Origin of the sequence: Shewanella schlegeliana, from assembly GCF_016765635.1 — a bacterium.
In the GTDB taxonomy this organism is placed as follows: Bacteria; Pseudomonadota; Gammaproteobacteria; order Enterobacterales; family Shewanellaceae; genus Shewanella; species Shewanella schlegeliana.
Genome location: NZ_JAESVD010000006.1, coordinates 249,430 through 274,314, shown reverse-complemented (window position 1 = coordinate 274,314; position 24,885 = coordinate 249,430). Strand labels below are relative to the sequence as shown.

The window sequence follows — 24,885 nt, the reverse complement described above, 5'->3', positions numbered from 1 at the left end:
GAGGGCTTACAGCACTATTTTCTCATTGCTATTATTTTTTTTGATGGCTAAAACCGCGAACCAAAGAGTTGACGCAGAAAAGGTATTTATTGCTTAGCATGCTGCTTCAAAAATTTTAGCACCTCAGCCTGTTCATCTGGATTTAATCCCGCTCTTGGGAACATACTACGAGTAATACCTTGCCACTGCTCGTAACTATGATCGGCTGGATTGGGTGCGGCATGACACATGGTGCACGCATGATAGAATATCTTTTCACCTTTACTCTGGGTTTGCTGTTTAACTGACTTTATCGATTTTAGGCTCGCAGCAAGGCCTAGGCTTTTTATATCAAAAGGACTTTTTTCCGTTTCAATTTTTGGTGGCTGATAAGCTTTATTCGGTGATTCTGGGTCTAAACACTTTTTAAAGGCTGCCAAACAAGTATTAGCACTCGTGCCTTGGCTTAATCCGCTTGATGGTCTTGCTGAGGTTAACATGTTAATGGAGCCAGAATTGCAGCGGCCCTTGCTGTCTAATTGAAGCCAAGCTCCCTCATGGATATAAATGACACCTGGCATCACATTATCAGCGATCTTAGCTCCTGCTAATAACGCACCGCGTTCATTGTATACTTCAATCAAATCCCCATCTTTAATGCCGCGTTTTGCAGCATCATCTTTATTAATTAACGCAAATTGACGGCCATCCACAGACTCATAACTGTTAACGTCTGCATTGGCCATCTGAGAATGCAGTCGCATCCATGGGTGAGGACTCAAAACATGGACTTGCTCAGGTTTTGCATTGCCTAGCCATTCAGCTGGCGGGATCCATTCAGGCATAGGTGGGCAGTCTGGCAAGTTGTATGACTTTATCTGCTCACAATAGAGCTCAATTTTACCTGAAGGGGTGTGCAATGGATGTTTTATCGGATCGTGGTAAAAGTCGCTGTGTCTTACCCAGTTATCTGCCACTTTTGGCGTACTGAGGTGGGTGACACCCTTTTGCCAGAAACTATCAAAACTTTCGCTAGCATCAGACGCCGCATACGCATCTTTAAGATGCTGCATGAATGTTTTACCTTGGGTAAACTGCTGTTGAACATTGAATATTTTTGCCAGCGCGGAGAAAATCTCATAATCATTCCAACTTTCACCTACAGGCTTGAGCACCTGCTTCATTGCGTAAATCTTGTTGTTAGAATAGGTGCCACCAGAACTTATATCATTGCGCTCAAGCGTCGTTGTGCTCGGCAGTACAATATCGGCATAAACGGAAGAGGCACACCACCAAGGATCTTGATTAATGATGGTTTCAACATTGTTATTTAGGGCTTGGATTAATTCGTTGGTGTTTTGCTGGTGGGACAATAAATTATTACCCGCATTATAAATTAGCTTAGCACTTGGGAATTTAAGGTTTTGGCCATTACGTGTGTAGTTACTGCCAGGGTTATTTAGCATTTCAGAAATCAATACAACAGGGCAACGGGCGGTTATTGGGTTACGGCCTTGAGATAAACCTACAGGCATCTTTTTACCCGATACAGGCATACCGCCATTACCGTAATGCCAACTAAAACCAGCACCTTCCCCCGGTTTACCTATTTTGCCCGCCATCGCAGCAAAGTTGATAATAGCCCAGTGGATCATCTCACCATGTTGCGCTCGCTGCAGTGACCATCCAGCGCAGATCTGTGTGCGTTTCTTTATTACCTCTTCTGCTAATTTACGAATTTGCTTAGCACTCACACCTGTAATGCTCTCAGCCCATTCAGGGGTTTTAGCAATGTTGTCATCCGTGCCTTTTAAGTAATCAAGGTATTGCTTAAAGCCAACCGTATATTTCTCTATATATGCTTTATCATACAAATCAGATTGGTAAATATGGTAGGACATCGCAGTAAACAGTGCGACATCGGTGTTGGGGCGAATATTTATCATCTCGCTAGCCATGGCTTTATCTGTTTGGGTTTGTTGGGGGTTGATAGAAATAAACTTAATCCCTTTCTTTGCAAAACCTTGCCAGTGCTTATGCATAGCATGATCTGCCACCCTAAATTCAATTCTATTGGTTTTATATGGATCACATCCCACCAATAACATCAGCTCTGTATTGTCTTCAATTACTTGCCATGCAGTTTGAGGAGAATAGACCTCCATATCGCCAATTACATGCGGCAATATCACTTCAGATGCACCAGCGCTGTAATCCCCGCTACAAGCGCTTTGTCCACCAATTAAATTGAAAAATCGCCCCTGCAATGTCTGAGGCCGCATTAATCCTGCGTGGGACCAACCACCATAGGATGAGCTAAAGATCGCCTGGTTTCCATGCTTTGCTATGGTATTTGCAATCGCTGTACTGACCATCGCAATAGCCGTATTCCAATCGACGCGCACAAAAGGCTCTTTACCTCTTAGGTGTGGTTTATGATCGCCTAGAGGGTTTTCAAAGTAAGATTTACGCACCATAGGGTATTTTACCCTTGTGTCACTGTATGTGCGGCTAAGGATCCCTTCTAACAACATCTTTGTCGGCAAGGGATCAATATCCTTCAATGGCTGTACTCCGATCAAAACGCCATCTTTGACGACGGCATTGAAGGGACCATAATGGCTGGCATGGGGAATAGTTTGAGTGTCATCTGCAAATACTTTCCCGGCAGGAAATAGGGTAAGTCCTTGTGCTGCAATTGTGCTTGCGAATGCAGATTTAATGAAGTCACGTCTTGTTAATGTCATAACAGTCAGGCTCTCGTTAGATGAGGAAGCAGGATAATATGCTATCTGTTATGGTCCAAAATAGTGGATTTGACAAGTCGCGCAGCATTAAATATTACTGTAACTTCCAATGTCTTTGCACTATGTCAAGATCACTGGAAGTATCAGATTGTCTTAAATTAATTAATGTTAACCCCATGAATGCTAATCCATTAACTCTTAACTTAAACAGTAAGAGTTAATGGTCTGAATTAACGACTAGAACGAGTGAGGTCTTACAGACCTTTTAGGTATTGGACGTTGGTGGTATGACTAATTAAATGTGTCAATTCTGGCGTAGATTGGTTTGACAACAGCTTGTTAATCTCAATGACTGTATCGAACTGACTCTGTTGTAACTGACTGTTTGTAGCAATCGCGCGTAGATCCAGCATCACGTAATCAAAGTATCCTGATAATTCCGTTACTATTTGCGGATTAAAGAAGTGTTGACTACCGTATAAAACATTATGCTCGCGGCGTTTCTTGTCGATAACAAAATCGATGCCTTTCACATTGGTCAAGGTACTACTCTTTTTACAAACTGTTAGGCATTCTTTATCCATTACCGCTTTATCACAACCACTTGATTGCAGGAACAAACACTGACGGCTGCTCATCAGCATGACAGGGTGGAAGATACTGTAATGAAGGGTAAAGTTAACGGGTGCCTTGATTGCCTTAATCTGTTTTTTGTCTAATTCGTTAGACACAAAAGCACCAACACACCCTTGTTGCTGCAAACTGTGCAGGCTGAGGGAGTTACTTGTATTGAGGTGGGGACCGGCGACCCAGTCTATGCCAAGCTTGGATGCAGCCATGCCAACACCAGAGTTGTTTGTAACTATGCAACTGGGCTTAATCTCAGCGAGTAATTGCTTAGCAGCTATAAAGTCTGGCTCCATTACCACTGCACCAAACCACGGGATCAACCCCGGCTCTTGGGTAAACAAAAGGCTAAGCTTTTCCTGTTCAGCTTCTATTGCGTCTGGTACCTGATAATAAACATTGATCTCTTTATCGGCTAATTGCTGTTTAATCTGACGATAAAGTACCAAATCACGTCGGTTAGCAATAAGCACAGATAAACCAGTTTGTTTTGGCGGTACCAGCAGGTTTTGGGACTTTGAAGACAGTGATAGCAACTGTTGGCGTACCTGTTTAAGCTCGATAGGCTCAAGGTGCTCTCGGCCGTTGTTTAACCAACAGACGATTTGGCGTTTCATCTCGGTGATCTCTTTAAAGGGGACAAACAGGCTTTCCCCAAGATCATCATAGTTAATCGGCGCTAAACTAAACTCTATATTACCAATACTGGCAAATCGCTTTGATAGCTCATCTTGCTGCAAGCCATACTTATCAGAGGGAAGCAGTAAAGAGTCTGAATGCACCGAAAACCTTATATTAGAGTCTAGAACATGGTGCTTAACGGCTGGCTCGAGTTCAACCTCAATACGTAAGGACTGATCCTCTTGACCGGCAAAACGTAAACGCACGATAGGCTTATCTAGTGACAGTTTGGCAATTTTGCCTGTAACGGTTTCGATGATCTCTGTTTTTTCATCATAGAGTGCTTTCTTAACGTTGGGTGAGGCTTGTGTGTTTTTGCCAGAAGTCGGTTTTAAACTCTCTATCTGGGTAAAATGCTGTACGGCATTATCACGGGGGTTGTCGATATACATATTTTTACCGACGGCACCATGTAAGTAGCCATTTGAAAAGTCGCGATTAAATACTGTGTATAACGGGGTTTTATCATGACTCATCGTTTGTTTTTGCTCTAGACGAGTAATTTGCTGGCGCCAAGTATCAATGACGCGATAGACATAATGGGACTTTTTAATTCGCCCCTCGACCTTGAATGAGTCTGCACCAGCATCGTAGAGTGCATCTAAGTCAGAGTAAGCGGAGTTATCTTTAAGGTTAAGTGGGTACTGTGCGCCAACCTCTGTAGTCTGATATTGATCACGACAAGGCTGACTACACCGGCCACGGTTACCAGAATTGCCACCATGAGCCGAACTGAAATAACAGAGGCCTGAAAACCCGATACAATTAGAACCGTGAACAAAGACTTCGGTGAGCATATCAAGGCTGTGGGCTTTGTCTGACATCAGCTTAATTTCTGACAGGTTCAGCTCTCTAGACAGATTGGCTCTGGAAGCGCCAAGCTTTGACAAGAATTCGAGTTGGCCAGTGTTATGGGTCGTCACTTGCGTTGACGCATGAATATCCAGTGTCGGGTAGTGCTGCTTTAACAGATAAAACAAACCAAGATCTTGAACAATAACCCCATCTATAGAGGTATTAACCAACTGATTCAATAGCTTAAGTAGCGCAGGCAGTTCCTGCTCTAACACTATGATATTCAGGGTCAAAAACAGTTGGCAGTCGTGCTGGTGAGCAACTCTAAGTAGCCCCATTAGATCTTCAAAACTTAAATTCTCAGCGCGAGTCCTGGCATTAAAACTGTTTAGGCCGCAGTAGACCGCATCCGCCCCAGCGACAATGGCCGCTTTGATTGACTCAATGTCACCACCTGGCGCGAGCAGTTCAAGTTTTCTCATGGTATTCCTATTGATGGTGAATTCGTAAAAGAACTCTTGGGGACTGCTAGATTATGGCGCAGTTTAGTCAAAGCAGGGAATTGTAAGGTGTGCCACCGTTGAGATCTAGGAGGGATAAGCCTATTTTACTAATTTATGATATTGATCCATCGCTATAGCTAGATGCAGTGATTAACGATTAGCCTGCAGAGTGATAGAGTTCACTCGTAAAATGGTATTCCTAAAACACAGAAGATAATGAAGATGAATTTCTACAAAAAACGTGATTAAAGGGTAGGGCGTTAGGAGGAGACTGGAGCAATTAGACAAGGCGACTCTATATGTCACCTTGCCCAAAACAACATTTTATCGCAAATACTTAGTTAGCGATATTTGGGCCTACATAGCCAGATAGCTTACTATAACCGCCTTTTAATACTTTGACATTATCAAAGCCTAGTTGACGCAGCGCCGTTCCGGCCGCCATGGCGCGGGCACCAGATTTGCAGACAATAACCACTGGTTTATCTGTAGGGATTTTATCCAGGTTTTCGGCCGTAAACAGTTCATCTAAGCTGATGTTAAGCTGATCTTTCATCGCAAGACCAAAGACTTGACGCTCTTCTGGAGTACGGATATCAATGGCAGTAACGTTAGCATTACTCTGTAGTTGTTTTACAAAACCTTCGGCACTGATAAGTCCGATATCCTTACCCACGGTTTTACCTTTTGCGTGGCTAAATTGTTCGTTAAAGCCTTGCGCTAACTTTGCATCATAAGCGATAGCCTGAGAGCTAAGTCCTAATAGCGCGCATAATAACGTCATGTTTACCACTTTGTTCATACATCTATTCTCCAATTTCATTGTGAAGTTTAACTCATCACTTTCGGGTTATTTTTATTTTAAGCAGGGCGAAGTAAGTTGCAGGGGGAAAGCACCTCGCTCTGAATAGACAGGATTATAGAGAGCAAAAAGGGGGGAATATGTTGCACAACATCACATTTGAACCTGCAATGATATTTCAACAAAGCTAAAAGCGGCTATTAGAGGGGAAGTTTAGATCTAAATGAATTTTAACAGACTGACTTTTCGTTGAGTGGTCAGAAAGATAGAGCTATCGACCGGATGTAAACAGGTATTCTTAATGCTTGAGTGTGGAGAGCTGAATTTATATTGTTTTATTTATAAAGCTGTCTCTATATTAACGCTCTTCTAAGAAACTCAATAAGCGAAGTTGTACTCAGGTGCAGTTCATATAGGTTGTAATACCGTCATCGTCGGCTCACTGTGAATATTACTGCTTTTATAAAGCCATTAAAAATGCCAAATGCAAACATGTAATTAGCATAAATTTAATATCAGACTGAATATTGCGCATAAGATCCTAATATTCAAGTTATTTAAAGAGAATCAGGCTGAATTAGTGTAAGCTAAATATTCATCTTCTCAAGTTATACATACTCAGAGTTATCTTCCTATTCTTATTTAGAAGTCCACTATGCTTTACAATCAAAATCACGCTATTCGTTTTCCAAAAGGCAGGTTTGCCATGTGGAGTGTATACAGCTTCACCGGTGCATCGATCCTCGCTTCCATTATATTTTCGCTACTGCTGTTCCTCTCTATCGATGACGACCCAGTTATGCAGCTGCTGTTTGGCGGCTTAGCGGTTATTTTTGAGCTTGGAAAGTTCTTCGCTTGGTATGAAGTCGGCGAACGCTACGCTAGAAAAAACATTATGGGAATGCTGTCGGCGTTAGGATTTTATGCTGTGCTTGCTGCTATCTCTATTGGTGGCTCGATCGGTGGTATCAATAGCGCGACCAATAAAGCTCAGGAACATGTTCAGGTTCAGCAGAATAAAGTGAATGCATTTAACATGCAGATTGAAGCGATCGATAAGCAGATTGCACTCAATAACATTGCAGCCGAAAAGTACATTCAGATGGAACGTATCGCAACGGGTGTGACTCGCATTCAAAAAGAGAATAATAAGCTAAGAGAGCAACAGCAACAGCTTGCACTGCAGCGCGATAACATCCCCGTTGTTAGCCAAGGTTCTATTGTCGGTTTGATTGAAAGCCTAGCGTTGTCACTCAACATCAAAGCCGAAACTGCTCAGCTTGGCCTAGTGGTATTTCTATCTATCCTATTGGATTTTTTTGCCGCTTTTTTTGTGGGACTCATTGGTGAAGAGAATCGCTTTAGACAGAGATTCAGCCAAATTCATCCCATTACACTCGAAGGCTATTCACCTCTTGATGCAACGGACTCTGATTTCTTACCTCACTTCGAACCTAAACAGTTACCGGAAGCCGAGCCAAAGTCTACCTATGAACAGGTCTTGGATGCGCTCGGTGCCAATAGAGTTAATTGCAGCAAACGGGCTGTCAGTAATTATCTCAATATCACCACCGAGGAGGTGGATGAGATCTTTAGCCGTATGTTTAGTGAAGGCATCGTCTCTAAAAAGCCGAACAATCACTTTCAATGGCAAGGCGTTAAAACCGTAGAAGAGATCGTTTAGCGGCCATAGCGAGTGTCAAACAGGGAGCCTATAGTTTTAGGCTCCCTTTTTTATGATTAAAATGCCAAGAAACGAGTGCTATCGTTAATTGGTGTTTGAATATTTTCGACAAAGATCTTAGGATCGCGCTACAGATTATTCTAACAAGATCTTAGTTAATGACTTCTAAGCAGACTCACGCGCAAAACGAACCTCTATCGCTTTATTTTATCTATGACTCCCACTGTCCTTGGAGTTATGCTGCCACGCCAGTTGTGGCTGAGCTAATTAATGCATTCGACTACTCTGACGTTCATTTGCTCCATTGTGCACATTTCAACGGTTCAGACGCGCCAAAGAAAGCCCAAGTCGAACAGATTAGCGCATTAAGTAATGTGCCATTTAGTGACGCTTACTTGAAGGGGTTAAACACAAAAATGTCTTCAGTTAAGACTGCGAATTTCATGTCTTGGGTGCAGTCAAAGCAGGCCGATAAAGAGTTTGAATTACTAAGAGTACTCCAGCAGCAACACTTTATTGAAGCGAACCCGCTAGATTCAAGAGCCGATTTTGACAAGATAATTAACCAATACAAATTATCTCCATCAAATAAGGTCTTCAAAGATGCTATCAGTCATGAAGCTGAGAGTGTGCTAGCAGGTATTGCTGAGATTGGCGAAGCGATAGGTACCAACGCCTTCCCAGTTCTTGTGATGACATCTGGCGATGAGGCTATTTTTATTGACCACTCACAGTTCCTATCGGAGCCTGCAGCGGTTGTCGACAGTGTAAAGCAAGAGCTAGCAGCACTAAGCTAAGGCAGAGTGATAGAGGTGGTGAATAGCTTTTAATCTTGGCTGTTCACCATTTATAGCAGATGCGGATCAACGCGATATAAAACACAACCACGGCAATCCATCTCATTGCTAACTCAGTATTGATTAACACTGTACTATCAAACATAAAGCCTCCCTTACGTCATGACTTAGTCTGTGACACAAAACCACCGAGAATTTTCAATTAACAAAGCCATTTATCTCACTGATTTATCACTGCAGTGAAGTGCTTCATATCACGGGCTTTATGTTAGCAAATAGCTATTAACTCTAACTTAATAGTTAACCGTTAATGCCTAAGTTCAAAATGCTCACCTTAGATAGGTTTTTGCGCATAGACATGAATGTAGCGGCCTAACGACAAAAACGGTTCCTGCCTACAGAGCTTTTGTTCCATGGCGACAATTTGCTCGAAGCTAAAATCACCCATATCGTGATCTTGCATATAGTCGTGAAAAGTCCGCACACCAGTCTTGCCCAAGATCTTAAAACCTGCATGTTCAAGGCACTGATAAACAAGCTCGGGTTGTATGCCTTGCTGTGGCTGCAACTTAAAGCGCTTTCGATGGGGCATGCCTTTTTCAATATGATTAAGGTTACCGCAGATAAGATTCTTAAACAGCAATCCGTTGTAGTTGTAAAACATGACCGAGATGATGCCACCAGGCTTGACCTGTTCACACAAGCCTTCTAGCGCCTGTAGCGGTTCGGCCAGCCACTCCATAACAGCATGAAACAGCACTAAGTCCACTTTAGCAGGCAAGTGCTCTGCGACTTCTTGCACCGGGCTGTGAATGAAGCGGTACTGCTCAATTAAGTCGTTCTTGATGATCTCTTGCTTTGCAAGCGCGAGCATCTCACTTGAGAGATCACAAAGGCTGACTCGATGGCCTTGGCTAGCTAACTTTTGCGATAATTGTGCTAAGCCCCCCCCTGCGTCTAATACGTTCAGTGCTTTGTCTTGTGAAAGAGTTAAAAGGATCTGCTCGATATCATGCCAAACGACGGTCTGCCTAATCTCACCTTTAGCGGTGCCATAAATACTGGCGGCAAACTTATGGGCCAAATCATCAAAATTTCTATCTTCTATCACTTGTGTCATTCATTCTGCGGCTTAATTGCGAGGGCGCGGATTTTCTCACAGCTGGAATAAAAATCAAATAAGAGAAGTGATAAACAGAGAAGCAGCTTACTCATGTCAGCAACTGAATATAAACAGCTGTGGCCAAAACGACATAAAGTCAGTGCAGTTAAACGCTGTATCTGTATGCATTCATTAATTATTTTCGCATGGATATGCGAACAATTGAATAAAGGTATCAATAATCCCCGGGGTTATATTTTTATGGCTGCATAAAATATGAATTTAAAGTCATTTTAGCGCTTTAGCAAAATGGTTAAATTATCGAGTTGATTGCAACAAATCTGTAGATAAAAAAATGGCTAAGCTGTTTAGCTTAGCCATCTGTTTAAGATAGAAGTCGTTTTGACTTAACGACGGAAGGTAACGTCTTCAGCTTCTGCTAAATGGATCTGTGTGGTTGCGATCTGAGTTTCAGCCAAAACCTTACCGTGACGTACAGAGTAGCGCACTGGCACCTGACGACGTAGCGCATCGAAGCCATTATCGGCAGGTAGAACTAACAAGTTGCCCGGTTTACCTAGCTCGATGCCATACTTGTCTTGAATATTCAGTGTGCGTGCCGATTTGCTGGTGATCAACTCAAGTGAGTTATTGATTTGATCGTAACCCATGATTTGGCAAACATGTAAGCCCATGTGCAGCACTTGTAGCATGTTGGCTGTGCCTAATGGATACCAAGGATCAAAGATATCGTCGTGACCAAAACAGACGTTAATGTTGGCCGCTAGCATCTCTTTAACGCGGGTAATACCGCGACGTTTTGGATAGTCATCGAAGCGACCCTGTAGATGAATATTCACCAGCGGATTTGCCACGAAGTTAATGCCTGACATGCCAAGTAAACGGAACAGACGAGAAGCGTACGCGCCATTGTATGAATGCATTGCCGTGGTGTGGCTCGCGGTTACACGCTCACCCATCTGATATTTGTGAGCAAGGGCTGCAACCGTCTCCACAAAGCGAGACTGCTCATCATCGATTTCATCACAGTGAACATCGATTAAGCGATCGTACTTACGTGCAAGCTCAAACACATAGTGTAAAGACTCTACGCCATACTCTCGGGTAAATTCGAAGTGCGGGATAGCACCAATGACATCAGCGCCAAGTTTAACCGCCTCTTCAAGAAGCTCTTTACCGTTAGGGTAAGACAGAATACCTTCTTGAGGGAAGGCAACAATCTGGATATCAACCCACGGCTTCATCTCTTCTTTAACTTCAAGCATCGCTTTAAGCGCAATAAGGGTCGGGTCAGAAACATCGACATGGGTACGAACATGTTGAATACCGTTAGCTATCTGCCACTTTAGTGTCTGCTTAGCACGAGACTTCACATCTTCGATAGAGAGCATAGACTTACGCTCTGCCCAACGCTCAATGCCTTCAAACAGTGTACCGGAGATATTCCAGCTTGGCTCACCCGCAGTTTGCGTTGTATCTAAATGAACATGAGGCTCACAAAAAGGAGCAACGGCCATACCGCCTTCGCCATCTAGCACATTTAATGAATCAGACGCTGGAAGCGTAATGCTTTCGCTCATAGGCGCAATAGCGCTGAATTGACCGTCTTCAATCAACAGTTGATGAAGGCCTTCTTTGCCGTTAAGCGTGACATTTTTGATCAACATACTTGCTGATGACATGGTGTTTTCCTTATGCATTGTTTGCATTTTGACAATCTGATTTAACTAAATTCTGTTTATTTAAGCGCTTTAATGCTTCATCTAATAGCAGGTAGCTGATTGCGCCAGCGAGCACGGCATTAATTGGTACTATGCCTGGTAATAGGTGGCCAGCAAGCACACCAATCACGACGCCGCTAATTGCCGCCCAGTTAACCGTAGCAAATTCTGCGTTAGTGAAGTCTTTGTATTTTTCGCGGTTACGTAGGTAATCGGCGATAATAATGCCACCAATTGGTGGAATTGCAGCAGACAGGAAGGTCAGCCAGCCGACAAAGTTATTATATAACCAAAGCGCACACAGGGTACCGATAACACCGTTAAAGAGTGATAGATACTTACTCGATAATCCGGTGATATTTGAAAAACCTAAACCAGATGCATAGAGCGCATTATCGTTCGTGGTCCAGATGTTTAAACCTAAAATGATAATGGCAGGGATCAACAGACCTTGTGCAATCATCACTTCAGAGATATCCGCTTGACCAGTTGCCGCAGCGCCTGCCGCACCGAAGATAAACATCAACGAGTTACCAACGAAAAACGCGAACATGGTGATAAACACGGCGTTAATCGGTTTCTTACCAAAACGGACGAAATCAGCGGTTAAGGTACCAGCAGAGATAAATGATCCCACCACTAGAGCAAGAGCCGTTGAAAACTCAATCGGTGTTTCTGGCGTTAACGCTTTTAAGCCATCCATGCCACCCACGGTATCAACAGCTTGGAGTACTGAGTAACCACCAAATAGGGCGATTGCAGGAACGGCGATGGCTGATAAGATCATAATCGCACCGATACCAAAGTAAACGGTGATGGTCATTAGCAGACCAGAGATAATGATAAGCAGATTTGTATCTATGCCAGTCGCTTTCTGGACAGGAATCGCGAACATCGCCACGCCAACACCAAACCAACCAACTTGAGTGCCACCGAGAAGTAGCGAAGGTAACCAAGAACCTTTTAAACCGAATGAGTAACGAGCGAGGAGATGAGTAGAGAGGCCAGATTGAGCGCCGATGTAACCAAGAAATGAAGTGTAAATACCGAGAATTAAATTACCAATTAGTACCGCTAGAACGAAATCATTAAAAGAGAGGCCTGTTCCAAGTGTCCCTCCTGTCCACATACTTGCCGAAAAAAAGGTTAACCCCAACATTACCATTGTCAGAGAGAACACACCTTTACGGGCCGATTGAGGAACCGGACTTAAACTGTAATTATTATCGCTTGCCATTTATTGCCTCTGGTCATGTAATTAAAATTCACGGCCTACCAAAATTGCAAATAACTCCAGCTGTAGGAAAGGCTGAGTCTGTGCGCTTCAGGCAAACGGCGCGTATTTTAGTGATAATGAATACAGAGTCAAGCAATTAACTACACGCTATTACAAATCGATTCATTGGTTACTATTTGGTGCGACCAATGATGCAATAAGGTTGCTATCTCTGTGGGCAAAGTATCTGTTTCACAACCTTTGACTCCTATTTAAACCAAACAGTTACCATTTAAACCAAGCGTACTGCCTACTATGCTCATCCATGCTAACTATTGATGCGTTACCGAATCTAGGATGCTTTTCAGTCTATTGTTGAACTGTTTAATTGAAAGGATGAAAAAATACGTGTCGAGTAACTAGAGTGTCGGAATGAGAAGGTCATTTAAGGAGGTTTAGATTTGAGGCGTAAACGAGAGCACAAATAAGCGCCCTCGCATATGTAGGCTTACAATATGTAGATAAAGTAAACGACCTAACAATAGCCATGTGCTATGGGTTAGCGTAAGCCTTTTCGACCTCTTCGGCGATGATTTGAATACCCGCGCGCATCTTGGCTTCATCTTGAACATAGTTCATGCGTAAACATTGATGCGCATGTTGCCAATCTTGCTCAAGTCCAAAGAAGAAGTACTCTCCAGGGACAACTAACACACCGCGGGCTTTTAATCTGTCATAAAGCTCCATGGTAGTGATTGGCAACTCATCAAACCAAAGCCACAGGAACATTGCGCCTTCAGGTTTATGGATCTTAAATCGGTTATCGCTAATTGACTCTTGCAATAATGCGACCGCGAACTCGGATTTTTCCTTATAGAATGGCTTAATGACCGTTTCACTTAGGGTTAGAAGGTCGCCCGAGTCGATCATCTGTTTAACGATAGCAGGACCAAAACTGCCAGGAGCCAAGCTAATGATACCGTTAAGGTTTGTCAGTGCCTGAGTGATCTCCTCATTAGCAATAACGATACCGCAGCGCACGCCTGGTAAACCGAGTTTTGATAGGCTCATGCACAAAATGGTGTTGCTGTTCCAAAAAGGCTTCACCTCTTCGAAGATAATATTAGGGAAGGGCGTACCGTAGGCATTATCGATAATGAGTGGAATGTCATTGTCTCGAGCTAACTTATCTAACTTTGCGATCTCAGCATCGGTGAGCACGTTGCCAGTTGGGTTTGTAGGACGTGAAACACAGATAGCCGCAACCGAGCTGTCGATCTCCAGTTTGGAGAAATCGACATGATATTTAAATAAGCGGTTATCCAACATCTCGATATCAGGGCGGTAAGAGATAAAGATGTCGTCATCTAGGCCAGCATCGTTATAGCCGATATATTCGGGAGCGATGGGTAGCATTATTTTCTTGTGGCTACCATCCACTTGCTTACCGGCAAGAAGATTAAATAGATAGAAGAAAGCGCTTTGACTACCGTTGGTGAGACTGATGTTTTTCTCGCTGATCTCCCAGCCATAGGTTTCACGTAAAAGCTTGGCTAATGCCTTTAAGAAGCTATCTTTCCCTTGAGGGCCATCGTAATTACCAAGGGCGGCAACCAATTCACCGCTTGCTAACAGCTTGGCTGAAGCTTGGTGGAAGTAATCGTGCATCGCAGGAATGGTCGCCGGGTTTCCACCACCGAGCATAATTGCCCCGGGGGTACTTAAACCTTCATTAAGATCATCCATTAACTGAGTAATACCGGAATAACGATTAAATTTTTCACCAAACTTTGAAAACTGCATAACACCCAACATAACCATTGCTAAAGAGTGCCTGTAGTAACAATATTTAGCCGCAAACGCACTCATTATTTGTTTTTTTGCTGACTAATTTGGGACTCATCATGTTTTACTGAAAAACTCGTCAATTATTTGTACAAATTTGAGACGAAAGGTCACGCAAGTGTTGAACGTTACTGGCTTGTTTTTGATTGATATTCCAACAATTCGTAGTTTTTATTCGCTGATATTTAAGGTTATGCGGTTTTAAATTGCAGCCGATAGGCAAACAGCAAGCACTTATCTTTCTGGTATTTGGTCTTTCTGTTCAGGCGAAATTTGTGACCGAAAGGGATTCCACATGATGAAAAAAATCTATATTATCCCGTCCCTTTTTTCTTAAACGATTAACCATGAAATTTGTAAAACTGACTGCTATAGCATTGATGTGTTCAAGTCTTACCGCTTGTATCACTTTTCCAACGGATGACTCCAACACGGTTAAGGTACTGTGGGATGATATTCAAGCACTACAAGGATGTGAGCACAAGGGGACTGTGATTGGATCGCAGGGCCATTTTTACGATTACTGGTTACACGCCGATAAAGACATGGTTTGGGGTACGTTAAATGAGATGCGCATCAAGGCCGCACAACTCGATGCCGATACCATTTACCTGTATAAGCCATTGGGGTTCACAGGTTCGGTAACTATGATGGCCAATGCCTATCAATGTGCTGACAAGCCTGCAGAACCTAATCACTACTTAACTGAGCCGTTGGCAACGATAGACAAAGCTATTGCCCCGCAACCGAAAACTCTGTCAGATACACAGTAGTGCGTCTGTTAATGACCCTCTTGAAATAGAATCTATGAGTATGAACTTGTAATAAGTTCATACTCAATATTGAAAACCTCTTTTAAGTTAAGTTGCTCCCATTTTAGGCTTAAGCTTAAACAGTGCGAGCAGTGGAATAAGGCATAAGTAAGAAAATAGTAAAAAACCGAATGTATAGACAAAGGCGGTGAGGGTCGATTGTTGATGTAGAATATTTTGGATCTGAGCTAAAAATGTTGGGTCGGTAATACTCGTCCCCTGTGCCTGTGCGGCATGCTGTAGAGCCGGGTTAGTAGGAGAAAGTGAGCCGCCTAACTGATTCCACTCTTGTTGCTGGATCCTTGAGAAATAGGTATTAACGATGGAGATCCCAAAAGAGCCACCAATTGTCCGACATAAGTTAAACACCACAGCTCCACCGATAGTGTCTTTCGGTGCTAGAGTTGCATAGGCAAGCTGACTTAACGGCGCAAAAACCAATCCCATCCCAGCGCCTTGTATAATACTGGGTAGCAAAATCCAATAGATGTTGATCTCAAGAGAATATTGAGTCATCAAATATGTGCCAAGGGCGTTAAGTGAAAGGCCAACAGCAATAAGTAGCCTTGCATCGATTTTGTCCATATAGCGGGCCATCGCAAGTAAAACAATCGCAGACGCAAGCCCCCTTGGTGCCATAGCAAAACCTGTTGTTTCAACAGGATAATTCAATAGCTGTTCTAGCATCATGGGTTGCAACTGAGTGATGCCAAACATTCCCATAGAGAAGCCCGCCATAACAAGGCATGACATAGCAAGGTTACGATCACGTAATAACCAAACTGGGGCTATCTCACTCTTAGTAATGAAAGAGCGTGCAACAAAGAAAACAATCGCAATTGCGCTGATGATAGCTGAAAACAAGATGGTATCAGACTCAAACCAAGACTCTTGATTACCTCGGTCCAGCACCATTTGCAGTAGACCAATACCAATGGTCATTGCGATGACGATTGGCCAATCAATTTTAGCTTTACCTTTTCCACTGAGTTTTACAAAAGTGTAAATCAGCGTGAGGCAGACAGCACCAATAGGCAGGTTGACGTAAAAAATCCAGCGCCAATTCATATTCTCAGTAATGATCCCGCCGAGCGTAGGTCCTAAAATGGGTCCTAGCAGCACGCCGACACTAAACAGTGCCATGGCTTTACCACGTTGGTTTGCAGGATAGATCTGCACCATGATCGATTGAGAAAGCGGAATAACGGATGCACCAAATGCTCCTTGCATCACCCTAAAGGTAACCATTTCAGCAATGGTATCAGCTTGGCCACAAAGTGCTGAGCTGATCATAAACCCACCGACAGAGATCAGCAGTAGATTACGAACTCCAAATTTAAGTGCGAGAAAACTGGCTAGCGGGATAAATATCGCCTCAGCCATAGAATAGGAAGTCAGTACCCAAGTAACTTGATCTGATGTAACCCCCAATGCGCCCATCATATGTGGCAGGGCAACATTGGCGATAGTCATATCAAGCAACACCATGATGGCCGACAGCATTACCGCTAAAGTAACGAGTTTACGGCTGCTTTCACTCAATACCTGACTGTCATCAGTATCAGGTATCGTCTCTGAATTATCGCTCATGTTACTGCTCTTGATGCTTAGATGGGCTATTAACCGTGTCTATGCTTACGTTAGCACTTGCACCAACACGTAGAGGAAAGTCAGGATGTTCACTTTCATTCGTTAGACGAACTAATACTGGAAAACGTTGTGGAACTTTAACCCAGTTACCCGTTGCATTTTCAGGCGGTAACAAGGTAAAAGATGCCCCACTTGCAGGAGAAATTGCTTCAAGGGTGCCGTGGTAATCCACATTAGGATAAAGGTCTAGGGTTATGGTAGCTGTCTGGCCGGCGGTAAGTCGTTCTAGTTGTGTTTCTTTAAAGTTAGCTTGAACCCAATAAGTGTTATCAACAACCAGAGGCACGAGAGCTTGTCCGGGGGATACAACACTACCAGCATGAGCACTTAACTTGCCTAAATTACCCTCTTTAGGAGCAAAAATATTAGTGTATGAAAGGGATAAACTTGCCTGACTGAGCGCTGCTGCAGCTTTCTTTACTTCTGGCGCAGCATTACCATGTGCGCCTTGAGACTTAATAAGCTGAGCCATGGTTGCGCGTGCGGCTATCACACTCTGCTCGGCAGCTGAAAGCTTGGCACGGGTGTCATCGAGTTGCTGAGCAGGCAGCAATTCTTTATCAACTAAGTCTTTAATACGCTTATAAGTGGCTTGAGCATCGGATAATTGAGCTACTGCACTTTTAACATTGGCACTGGCTGCAAGGATAGCATCATCGGTGGCGGCATTATTTTGTAGCGCCATTTCATAAGCAGCGCGAGCTTCATCAAGTTTAGCCTGAAAAGGAGCTGGGTCTATCTGCACGAGTAAGTCACCTTGACTTACCTTTTGATAATCCGAAGCATTAACACTGATCACCTTGCCGCTGACTTGAGGAGCAATATAGATAATATTGGCGTGCACATAGGAATCATCGGTGCTCGGATAGTTCTTTTGATATTGGATATAGAAATAGCTAAGTGTAACAAGTGCGGCGAGCACTACGGTGGAAACAATAAGATTACGTGCAAGATGGGACGGTGTTTGTGCTGAATTTTCGCTCATAATTTTAACCAGCTTGGTTTTTCGACAATTAGTCGATAAGGGAAGGGAAAACGCATGGCACAGCAAAGTGCTCATTCGATTCGTTTCAACAAATATTAGACCTAGTTTGTTGTAGTCACAATGTAAGTGACTAAAAAACCACAAAAGTGAACCATATTTAATATTGCTCAGCCTCAGCAACCAAGCATTTAATCCGGCATGTCAACGCAGGGTTAACATTTTATTGATGGAATGTCGCTCCAGCGAGTCGTATATTGCGGTGTAAGCAGGTCTCTGCGCATGCCCCATTTCTGCGATATACCCTGGGCCGCCAAAAATAGAGTGTCAGTGCCATATTTAGCATTAATGTTATCTAAAACATGCATTCTATTAGGGTTTCTGCAGCTTTCGAACAAGTCCTGTTGTAGGTTGGCCTCACTACACAAGTTAATCAGTCCAATACCGATTTTGTAATAGCGAATTGCAGGGTTAAACCTGACAATAGCCCCCCTTGTTGCAGCTTCAATCAGCTCACAGGTATCACTTGTTGGGTAACTGAAATGATGAACAAATTTAAAGCCGCCAGGCTGATCATCAAAAGGGGAGTTTGAGGCAAACACCAGCATACTTTTGCACAGTGAACCTTGAGCCCTGGCTTTAGCCGCCGCGGTTGACGCATGTTTGCTTAATGCCTGACACAATGATGTTAACTCCGTGACTCGGTTACCCACGCTGCGGGTGGAAAAGATCTGTTTTTTGTCTGCACGAGCTTCATCCCACGTTTTACACTCCTCACCATTTAACTCTCTAATTGTGCGCTCAAGCTCGATGCTAAATTGTTTTTTTGCGATCCCGACTTTCATTTGCGACAAAGCAAAAGCGCTATGGATATTCATCATCCCAAGCCTTTTAGCGATTCGGTTACCCACTCCCCACACATCATTGGTTTTCATGGTCTTTAAAATGGAAATGCGCTGCTCATCACTGGTAATAGCACATACACCCTTATAACCCGCTATTTTCTTCGCCGCGTGATTGGCAACCTTAGCCAAGGTGAGCGTCGGACCAATCCCCACACACACCGGCAGTCGTGTTTCTTTCCAAACAGTGCGCCTTATCTTCATCGCATGCTCAGTTAAACAAGGTATAGCTGGGTAACAGTGTTTAAACGATAAGAATGACTCATCGATACTGTAGATATGCTGCTCTGGTGCAAATCGGCCAATCACCTCCATCATGGCTGCGGATAACGAACCATAAAGCTCATAGTTTGAAGATAACGCGATAACCCCTTTTTGATCACACAGTTTTTGGGCTTCAAAGTAGGGCCAAAACTTGTTAATTCCGGCTTCTTTTGCCAATCTGTTTGCCGCAACAATCATCCCATCGTTGTTACTAAGCACAACAATAGGGCGGTTACGCCAGTCAGGTCTAAATACCTGCTCGGCGCTGCAATAAAATGAATTCGCATCCACGAGCGCATACATGATTAATCGTTCTCTAGAATCGGGCTTTTACGGTGACAGCGAATAGAGCGGATCACTACGCCTTCAACGCTAAAGGTATCGTGCTCAAGAATGGGCGTGCTCATATGGGATTCATTAGCAGACAGAAGAAGTCGGTTTACCTTATCGATAATCTTACAAACAAAAGAGCCGTTGTAGTTAGCGACAATAACGTCTTGATTTCGCACTTCAACATGCCTATCAATAATCAGAATGTCACCATCGAATATACCAACACCTTGCATGGAGTCACCATTAGCAAGACCGATGAAAGTCGAGCTTGGGTGCTCAATTAATAACTCATCAAGACTTAACGGTAGTTGCCGGTAATCGGTCGCTGGAGACTCGAAGCCTGTAATACCGGCGCTGGCTGAAATAGGGATTATGTTCATGCTAAAAATAGTTAACTGTATATCTATACAGTATAGTGGCTTTGCGTCATTTTGCGCAATGAGGATGGCAACTATATGTGAGATGTGAGCAGTTTGAAGTTTGATGGGGATTCATCGCTCGCTGCTGTGTATATAAAAGAGTAGGGTAAAGCTCTGTTAGCGGTTGAATATCTGTTTCAAAAAGCCGGCAATGACTACCTAAGACTCTATTCGCAGTATTCTCCTCTAATAACATGGTATTGAAAGACAGGTTTTCAATACTTACACTTTTATTTACAATAGCTTTTATTGCTACAATTTCATGTAGCTTATTCTTAGCTAATAATAACAAGCAGTTGCTAATTAATGGGTTGCTGTTGTTGCTCTAGTCTATTACCATCGCCGGGTGTTAAATGATATGACAAGAAGAAATGCACTCAGCATTTGTTTATCTTTTATTGTTTCTATATGTATAGTTAATTTATTCTTGACTGTTAATAAAAGTAAGTTGAATAGTAAGTTTTTAACCAACATCCTTTTTATTAGTGATGCAATATACCGCTTTAATGTAAACAGTCTTAACAGTAGGTACATTTCACTACCGTCAGATGATTTAAAGCAGGGCGTCATAGTAAAAAATTCTGAAGCTAAAAAAGTTCGAGACCTATCTGAACATATAGATAGTCTATTTACTGTATTGAAAATTAATCCAATCATATCTAGCAACTTATGGACGGTCGCGAATGTATACCCAGAGTATGTCATTCCAAGGCCATTTAGAAAGGAGTACATTAATCTTTTTGATAGGGATTTTGCTGAGGAAAACTACCTAGAACGTATTTTGAAATTGGAAAACATTGAAAAAACGCTAGAAGGAAGTGGTTTAACTGTATTTGAAACAGTGAGAGTGTTCGGTCCTTATATAGAAGAAGGAACTAATGAAGAGTTATTTTCGATTTATTACCCACTATATTTAGAAGGCGTTGTGTTTTCCGTTTTAGTTATTGATGTAAAAAGTGATTTTTTAAATGATTTCATAGCTGATTTTAACGATGAAGAATTCACTTGGTTTGAAATGTCGGATGAAGATCGTAAAAACATAAGTACAATTATATACGAATCCTTAGCACTTAAGACGGAAGACAGAAAAGTGGGCCTAACAATAAAAACGCCCATACAGTACAACGCTGTTGCCATTTTAATATGTACACTAATCATACACGGTTGTTTTTTAATTGCTGCATACATTAGAAGATTTTATGTCGAAAGCAGCATCGATAGGTTGTCGGGATTCTATCGTAAAGATAATTTTATCAGTAGAAAAATCTCTGTTAACTCTATGTGCCTGATTGATATCGACCACTTTAAGAAAATTAATGATGTTTACGGGCACATTGTCGGTGACATTGTTATTTCGGAAGTAGCTAATAGAATAAAGTCTTCAATGCGAGCCGCTGATCTTGCAATCCGGTGGGGCGGCGAAGAGTTTGTCGTTATTTTTAATGATGAACTGTCTTTTGAGCAGTTCAACTGTAAAGCAAATGGTATATTGAGCATAATAAATAGTGAAACCATCAATGATATAGCCGTCACTATATCTATAGGCGCTATTTACTCTGAGTCTGAAATGAAATTGCAGGAAGCATTTCATTTTTCTGACGAAGCTCTTTATGAGTCGAAGAATTCAGGACGAAACAAAGTTACTGTTTATCGTTATAACTGAAGCAGCATATTTATTAAATCTAATATCAACGTAGCATTGAACGTGCGTGAATATAGTGAACTAATAGGACTGAGAAAAGAGATCTTAGACCACCTATAACAATGGGCTAAGTTCTATCTAGTGTACGACTAAGTGGATGTATGATTTGTGGCAGTGATTAGCTCAAATTAACAGGTATTTAAATCAGCCGAATAGATCCTGTATACAGATGGAAAGAAGTATCAGTTGACGGAGATTCTCGATTTACCTGACAATTCCCAGGAATAACTGATACAATAGTTTTTCATAAATCCTATTTAACATAATATACATTGTGCGCACAGCTGTGTAGGAGTCATTAGAATGGGGTTAGATGAGAATATCCTGGTTCAACTGTTTGTTAAGGCTGATGGTTTCGATTAATCATTTTACCACAATTGCCACTTAACCTTGTTGCGGCATCGACTTGTATATTTCAGCTCATGTCCTTTTTAAGTGTTCCTTAAGCTATATAGTTGTTGCCTGGCATTTATAACTCGGCATCGTATTTTGAACGTCAGCATCTAGAGTTCAATATTTTTTACTAAATGAAAGAATGCGCTGGCTAAAAGCATGGTGACTTAGCAACTACAGTTTATAGTGACAGCAACTGGCTTCACGGTGACGCTCAGTTGTTTTGTCATGCACTCGACTAGCTCTAATATCCCAAGCTCAAAGCTTGCTAGTGCTTAGAGTTTAGAACTGAGCACACAAATTAAAGCTCAGAACTAAAAGCTCAGAACTAAAAGCTCAGGACTAAAATCTTATAACTTAAAGTTGATAACTTGAAAACTCGCAGTAGATTGAAAACATGCCGAGAATGGCTATTTTTATCGTGCGCTACGTGAAATCTGCTTAGCTGAGCTACACAAACTTTTAAAGTAGCCACGCAGCACGTCGTGTTGAATTGTCCAAATGTTCGCTCAATTCACCCCAGCCAGTCTAGCTAGCTAAACCGCCTAAGCTGGCTGATTAAACAATGGCAAGCGACAATGTCCAGATTCCAAACGGGTTTATATTAACTTGATCTAGGCTCAAGTTATTTAGGTGCTAACCATCTAGATTCAAGCTATTGTACAAATAGAGTCTTGTCTAAATTTAGCCTTGTTTAGGCATTGCCATAGCCATAACTTGGAATACTTGGAATAGCTATAACTAAACTTCGTGTTTGCGTCATAGTACAACTGATTACTATGACTTGAGCATCAAATTACTCAACAGTGAAGCCCGCAGCTATGTAGACATAAGTAGTCGTCGATATTCAGTAGCGATAAGAATGGTGCTGTTGTGGCCAAACGCGTGATAATTACCTTTCTGTGAAAAGGCGCATGAACGCAGTATCTTAATAACGGACTTCAAATAGATGCTGGTAATATCTAGCAAGCTATAGCCTGTATATAGATGGATAAAGTAATAAACAGATAAGTAGAGAGTGATAGCGGCGAAAACCCCTTTTAAGGCAATTGCCGATAATGTCACTTATCGGCATTAACAGCTATCAAATTTCATCTTAGGTTCAGTGATTAGAAACTAAATTAGAAGTTTGCAAAACCTGTTTACAAACACTTACTCAATACCCTGCAGATAATCTAACGGTTTGTTCTGGGCGCTCTCGTGGCGTTCGATCTGGGTGGTGTGCAGGTATTGTGATGTGGTATCGATACTCTCATGGCCTGCATCAGCCTGTACGTGTGACAGTGGCCTGCCATTAATATTGATGTCGTGGGTGATCCCTGTGTGACGAATATTATGAATACTTAAGCTTCGCATCTGCTGCGCATCTTCGATAAAGCCATCACTTTCAATGCTATTAGCTGCATTTTCGATGATTTTGTCTACTTCTTCGCGAATTTGGCGGATCCCCAGATTTGCGTTCAAGCTGCCAGCCTCCCGCCCTCGCCCCGCCGCTTTTTGGCGCACGATCAACGGATGTTGCTCGCTGCTCGATGGTAATGGCGACAATTTCAAGTAGCTGCGATATTGACTCAATGCATCGAGTAATGCTTTGGATACGGCGACACTTCTGCTCTTACCACCTTTGCTCTTGGGAATATGAAAGCTCCAGATCCCTGAATGGCGGTTTTGCTTAAACTGACTCATCACTGGTGAGTAACCTGCCCTAGCAGAAACTTCTGAGACGCGCAGATAACAGGAGTAGATAAGTTTAATTAGAAACAGGCTGCGCTGGTGCAAATCGGGCTGTGCTTTGGCAAGCTTTTCTACCGCAGACATAACGTAGGACCACTGCAGTTCAGTGAAGGCCAATTGGTTATCATCGTCAGTGTTAAGGCGGTATTTCTGCCTTGAGGAAAATCGACTCTTATTGAGCCACATCTGCGCCGGGTTTTTCTCGCAGTAATCCTCCCCCATCAAATAACTATAGAAGCTCGATAAAATCGCCACCTTGGTTTTAAGCGCGCTATCGCTTAGCTGATAAGGCAAGGTTTTACCGTCGACTTTCTTACCTCTAAAGGGCAGCCAGCTTGGATTTGGTGTGCGCTCGCCGCTAGCTTTATCTGACTTAGCCTTATCTGACTTGAATTGGGCCACATTGAAATAGCCGATAAGTTCAATTGGTGGATTCTTACAGTACTCTATATATAAACCCACTTCTCTGCGTCCTATGGCACTGACATTGAGTTTAATCACATCGAAACACCAGTGCAGAAATGTGGTTAGCTCACTGCGGTAGGCTTTATAGTTATTCTCATTATATTTCTGCTCAAATAGCCAGTCTGTGGCGTGCTCAAACACTAAGCCTGCTTCGTCGAGCTCGCCTAGACTTAGCTGGGTGATATGCTGATTGACTAATGGATTGCCAATTTGAATGAAATCGATGGAATCAAAAAGTGGAATAACCGGAGGTAACTGCATAAAGAGATTAGTATAAAGGTCGATATCTCTATACTAATCAGTAAGGTTAAAAAGCGATATGGTTAATTAATTTTAGGCGACTGTTTTACTGATTTATAACCGATATACCGCACTCAACTGTTTCTTGGCTAGGATTTTGGTTTTGGCACGGACTTTGGTATAGCTTTTGGCATTCTTGTTGACACTGCTTGTCACAATGAATGCGTTTCTGACAGCTCCAAAGACATAGTTGCCACACCGCTTGCTTAGTCTCTGAGTCTAAGCAGTTAAAGTCTGCGGCGCAAAGTACGCCTTGTGAAATCAGTTGAGCAATTTTCTGTTCCGAAATTCGGATATTTAATTGTCTGTTGCCACGCATCATCCCTTCCCCCAATTAATACCGTTTCTAAGCTTGCTGTGTCTAGGTTATTAGTAACTAAGCATTTGCGACTCACTATTGCTCACTTAG

General features: G+C 42.5%; 17 protein-coding genes. 4 read left to right on the top strand and 13 right to left on the bottom strand.

The genetic code is table 11. From position 1 onward, the window contains the following. Positions 1–86: 86 nt before the first annotated feature. The 3 genes from JMA39_RS12445 to JMA39_RS12435 form a co-directional block, all read right to left on the bottom strand. Positions 87–2,726: a molybdopterin-dependent oxidoreductase gene (locus tag JMA39_RS12445; protein ID WP_202722183.1), complete on the bottom strand. Its 2,640-nt coding sequence runs from the start codon at positions 2,724–2,726 to the stop codon at positions 87–89. Positions 2,727–2,980: 254 nt separating this feature from the next. Then, positions 2,981–5,311: a peptidase U32 family protein gene (locus tag JMA39_RS12440; RefSeq protein ID WP_202722182.1), complete on the bottom strand. Its 2,331-nt coding sequence runs from the start codon at positions 5,309–5,311 to the stop codon at positions 2,981–2,983. A gap of 358 nt (positions 5,312–5,669) precedes the next feature. Continuing rightward, positions 5,670–6,134, bottom strand: a complete 465-nt coding sequence (locus tag JMA39_RS12435; protein ID WP_202722181.1) for a rhodanese-like domain-containing protein — start codon at positions 6,132–6,134, stop codon at positions 5,670–5,672. 655 nt (positions 6,135–6,789) lie between these two features. Between JMA39_RS12435 and JMA39_RS12430 the strand changes: the two genes are divergently transcribed. Together JMA39_RS12430 and JMA39_RS12425 are read left to right on the top strand one after the other, a co-directional pair. Continuing rightward, positions 6,790–7,818, top strand: a complete 1,029-nt coding sequence (locus tag JMA39_RS12430) for a Preprotein translocase subunit SecY (protein ID WP_202722180.1) — start codon at positions 6,790–6,792, stop codon at positions 7,816–7,818. 158 nt (positions 7,819–7,976) lie between these two features. Beyond that, on the top strand, positions 7,977–8,615 hold the full coding sequence (locus JMA39_RS12425; protein WP_202722179.1) for a thioredoxin domain-containing protein: 639 nt from the start codon (positions 7,977–7,979) through the stop codon (positions 8,613–8,615). A gap of 334 nt (positions 8,616–8,949) precedes the next feature. Here the strand turns inward: JMA39_RS12425 and cmoM are convergent, their stop codons facing one another. The 4 genes from cmoM to JMA39_RS12405 all read right to left on the bottom strand — a co-directional run bounded on the left by cmoM (position 8,950) and on the right by JMA39_RS12405 (position 14,478). Further along, a complete protein-coding gene (gene cmoM / locus JMA39_RS12420) occupies positions 8,950–9,735 on the bottom strand; it encodes a tRNA uridine 5-oxyacetic acid(34) methyltransferase CmoM (RefSeq protein ID WP_220741552.1) in 786 nt (261 codons plus the stop codon). 389 nt (positions 9,736–10,124) lie between these two features. Then, on the bottom strand, positions 10,125–11,420 hold the full coding sequence (locus JMA39_RS12415; RefSeq protein WP_202722178.1) for a cytosine deaminase: 1,296 nt from the start codon (positions 11,418–11,420) through the stop codon (positions 10,125–10,127). Between the two features lie 10 nt (positions 11,421–11,430). After that, entirely contained in the window at positions 11,431–12,696 is a 1,266-nt protein-coding gene (gene codB / locus JMA39_RS12410; protein WP_202722177.1) for a cytosine permease, read from the bottom strand. 531 nt (positions 12,697–13,227) lie between these two features. After that, entirely contained in the window at positions 13,228–14,478 is a 1,251-nt protein-coding gene (locus tag JMA39_RS12405; RefSeq protein WP_202722176.1) for a valine--pyruvate transaminase, read from the bottom strand. A 389-nt stretch (positions 14,479–14,867) separates the two neighbouring features. Here JMA39_RS12405 and JMA39_RS12400 point away from each other — a divergent pair, with 389 nt between their 5' ends. Continuing rightward, positions 14,868–15,293, top strand: a complete 426-nt coding sequence (locus JMA39_RS12400; RefSeq protein ID WP_202722175.1) for a DUF4156 domain-containing protein — start codon at positions 14,868–14,870, stop codon at positions 15,291–15,293. 87 nt (positions 15,294–15,380) lie between these two features. On the opposite strand, the gene JMA39_RS12395 is transcribed toward JMA39_RS12400, so the two are convergent. From JMA39_RS12395 to JMA39_RS12380, 4 genes are all read right to left on the bottom strand, one after another. Continuing rightward, positions 15,381–16,922: a DHA2 family efflux MFS transporter permease subunit gene (locus tag JMA39_RS12395; protein WP_202722174.1), complete on the bottom strand. Its 1,542-nt coding sequence runs from the start codon at positions 16,920–16,922 to the stop codon at positions 15,381–15,383. A 1-nt stretch (position 16,923) separates the two neighbouring features. Further along, on the bottom strand, positions 16,924–17,967 hold the full coding sequence (locus JMA39_RS12390; protein ID WP_202722173.1) for an HlyD family secretion protein: 1,044 nt from the start codon (positions 17,965–17,967) through the stop codon (positions 16,924–16,926). Positions 17,968–18,179: 212 nt separating this feature from the next. Beyond that, on the bottom strand, positions 18,180–19,433 hold the full coding sequence (locus tag JMA39_RS12385) for a Y-family DNA polymerase (protein WP_202722172.1): 1,254 nt from the start codon (positions 19,431–19,433) through the stop codon (positions 18,180–18,182). A gap of 2 nt (positions 19,434–19,435) precedes the next feature. After that, entirely contained in the window at positions 19,436–19,843 is a 408-nt protein-coding gene (locus JMA39_RS12380; protein ID WP_202722171.1) for a LexA family protein, read from the bottom strand. Between the two features lie 397 nt (positions 19,844–20,240). Between JMA39_RS12380 and JMA39_RS12375 the strand changes: the two genes are divergently transcribed. Continuing rightward, positions 20,241–21,545, top strand: coding sequence for a GGDEF domain-containing protein (locus JMA39_RS12375; protein ID WP_202722170.1), 1,305 nt, complete (start codon positions 20,241–20,243; stop codon positions 21,543–21,545). Positions 21,546–23,129: 1,584 nt separating this feature from the next. Here JMA39_RS12375 and JMA39_RS12370 read toward each other — a convergent pair. Together JMA39_RS12370 and JMA39_RS12365 are read right to left on the bottom strand one after the other, a co-directional pair. Further along, positions 23,130–24,437 (bottom strand): tyrosine-type recombinase/integrase, encoded by a 1,308-nt coding sequence (locus JMA39_RS12370; RefSeq protein ID WP_202722169.1) that lies wholly within the window; start codon positions 24,435–24,437, stop codon positions 23,130–23,132. An 85-nt stretch (positions 24,438–24,522) separates the two neighbouring features. Continuing rightward, on the bottom strand, positions 24,523–24,798 hold the full coding sequence (locus tag JMA39_RS12365) for a hypothetical protein (protein ID WP_202722168.1): 276 nt from the start codon (positions 24,796–24,798) through the stop codon (positions 24,523–24,525). Positions 24,799–24,885: the final 87 nt, after the last annotated feature.

Coding starts and splice junctions, on each gene's coding strand:
- JMA39_RS12445 (WP_202722183.1), bottom strand. CDS start 2,726: ATGACATTAACAAGACGTGACTTCATTAAATCTGCATTCGCAAGCACA.
- JMA39_RS12440 (WP_202722182.1), bottom strand. CDS start 5,311: ATGAGAAAACTTGAACTGCTCGCGCCAGGTGGTGACATTGAGTCAATC.
- JMA39_RS12435 (WP_202722181.1), bottom strand. CDS start 6,134: ATGAACAAAGTGGTAAACATGACGTTATTATGCGCGCTATTAGGACTT.
- JMA39_RS12430 (WP_202722180.1), top strand. CDS start 6,790: ATGCTTTACAATCAAAATCACGCTATTCGTTTTCCAAAAGGCAGGTTT.
- JMA39_RS12425 (WP_202722179.1), top strand. CDS start 7,977: ATGACTTCTAAGCAGACTCACGCGCAAAACGAACCTCTATCGCTTTAT.
- cmoM (WP_220741552.1), bottom strand. CDS start 9,735: ATGACACAAGTGATAGAAGATAGAAATTTTGATGATTTGGCCCATAAG.
- JMA39_RS12415 (WP_202722178.1), bottom strand. CDS start 11,420: ATGTCATCAGCAAGTATGTTGATCAAAAATGTCACGCTTAACGGCAAA.
- codB (WP_202722177.1), bottom strand. CDS start 12,696: ATGGCAAGCGATAATAATTACAGTTTAAGTCCGGTTCCTCAATCGGCC.
- JMA39_RS12405 (WP_202722176.1), bottom strand. CDS start 14,478: ATGCAGTTTTCAAAGTTTGGTGAAAAATTTAATCGTTATTCCGGTATT.
- JMA39_RS12400 (WP_202722175.1), top strand. CDS start 14,868: ATGAAATTTGTAAAACTGACTGCTATAGCATTGATGTGTTCAAGTCTT.
- JMA39_RS12395 (WP_202722174.1), bottom strand. CDS start 16,922: ATGAGCGATAATTCAGAGACGATACCTGATACTGATGACAGTCAGGTA.
- JMA39_RS12390 (WP_202722173.1), bottom strand. CDS start 17,967: ATGAGCGAAAATTCAGCACAAACACCGTCCCATCTTGCACGTAATCTT.
- JMA39_RS12385 (WP_202722172.1), bottom strand. CDS start 19,433: ATGTATGCGCTCGTGGATGCGAATTCATTTTATTGCAGCGCCGAGCAG.
- JMA39_RS12380 (WP_202722171.1), bottom strand. CDS start 19,843: ATGAACATAATCCCTATTTCAGCCAGCGCCGGTATTACAGGCTTCGAG.
- JMA39_RS12375 (WP_202722170.1), top strand. CDS start 20,241: ATGACAAGAAGAAATGCACTCAGCATTTGTTTATCTTTTATTGTTTCT.
- JMA39_RS12370 (WP_202722169.1), bottom strand. CDS start 24,437: ATGCAGTTACCTCCGGTTATTCCACTTTTTGATTCCATCGATTTCATT.
- JMA39_RS12365 (WP_202722168.1), bottom strand. CDS start 24,798: ATGATGCGTGGCAACAGACAATTAAATATCCGAATTTCGGAACAGAAA.